Origin of the sequence: Desulfovibrio sp. 1188_IL3213 (genome assembly GCF_036763145.1) — a bacterium.
Lineage (GTDB): Bacteria > Desulfobacterota > Desulfovibrionia > Desulfovibrionales > Desulfovibrionaceae > Desulfovibrio.
Map to the genome: position 1 here is coordinate 1 of NZ_JBAIYR010000647.1, position 921 is coordinate 921.

General features: G+C 59.9%; 2 protein-coding genes. Both read right to left on the bottom strand.

The window, feature by feature from the left end; genetic code table 11:
- Positions 1-297, bottom strand: a 297-nt coding sequence (gene pgk, locus V6C16_RS14270) for a phosphoglycerate kinase (RefSeq protein ID WP_333543560.1), incomplete at its 3' end; no start/stop codon positions are given.
- Positions 298-524: 227 nt separating this feature from the next.
- The coding region (locus tag V6C16_RS14275; RefSeq protein WP_333543561.1) for a transketolase-like TK C-terminal-containing protein at positions 525-921 on the bottom strand (397 nt) is incomplete at its 5' end.

Genomic DNA, 921 nt, shown 5'->3' on the forward strand with positions numbered 1-921 from the left:
CTTGGCCTCGCCCAGATCTTTCGCCAGGGTCACAGGCTGCCCCAGCAACTGCGCCAGGCGCTCGGCCACGGGAGCAAGAGAAAACTGCGCGTCATACTGCCCTTCCACGGGGCGGCCCAGGTGCGACAGCACAATGACGCCCGCGCCTTTTTCCAGCGCCAGCCTGATGGTGGGCAAAGAAGCGCGTATGCGCTTGTCATTGGTTATGATTCCGTCCTTCATGGGTACATTGAGGTCTTCGCGGATGACGACCGTTTTTCCGCCAAGATCAAGATCCTGCATTTTCGTTACGGGCATGGCGCTCTCCTCTTTGTTGGACTTGCAGCGTAATTTTAATTGAAGGCAAATGCCGGGGCCTTGCAAGCCAGAGCATACCACCGGTGAAATACGTGCATGCCCTGCAAAAAACTTTTACGAAAAATCCTTGCCGTGCAACAGTCAGGCAAGCCCTGTCCGGCCCGGCGTTTCAGGCGTCATTGTTCAAAAGCGCGGGCGCATCGAATAACGCGCCCGCGCCAAACAGGTCAGCGTTTTCCGGCCATGAGGGCGCGGGCTTTTTCCAGCGTGTTGGCAACGGTAAAGCCGAGACGTTCAAAGATCACCTTGCCCGGAGCCGAGGCTCCAAAGCCTTCCATGCCGATGACCGCGCCGTCAAGGCCCACATACTTGCGCCACCAGTCAGAGGCCGAGGCTTCGATAGCCAGTCGGGCGCGCACAGCGGAAGGCAGCACGCTTTCCTTGTAGGCATCGCTCTGGGCGTCAAACACTTCTGAGCAGGGCATGGAAACCACACGGGCCTTGCGTCCGTCTGCGGCAAGCTGCTCGGCAGCGCCAAGCGCCAGAGCCACTTCGGAGCCGGTGGCAATGATGATGACTTCGGGGGTTCCCTCGCAGTCGCGCAGCACATAGCCGCCACGGGCG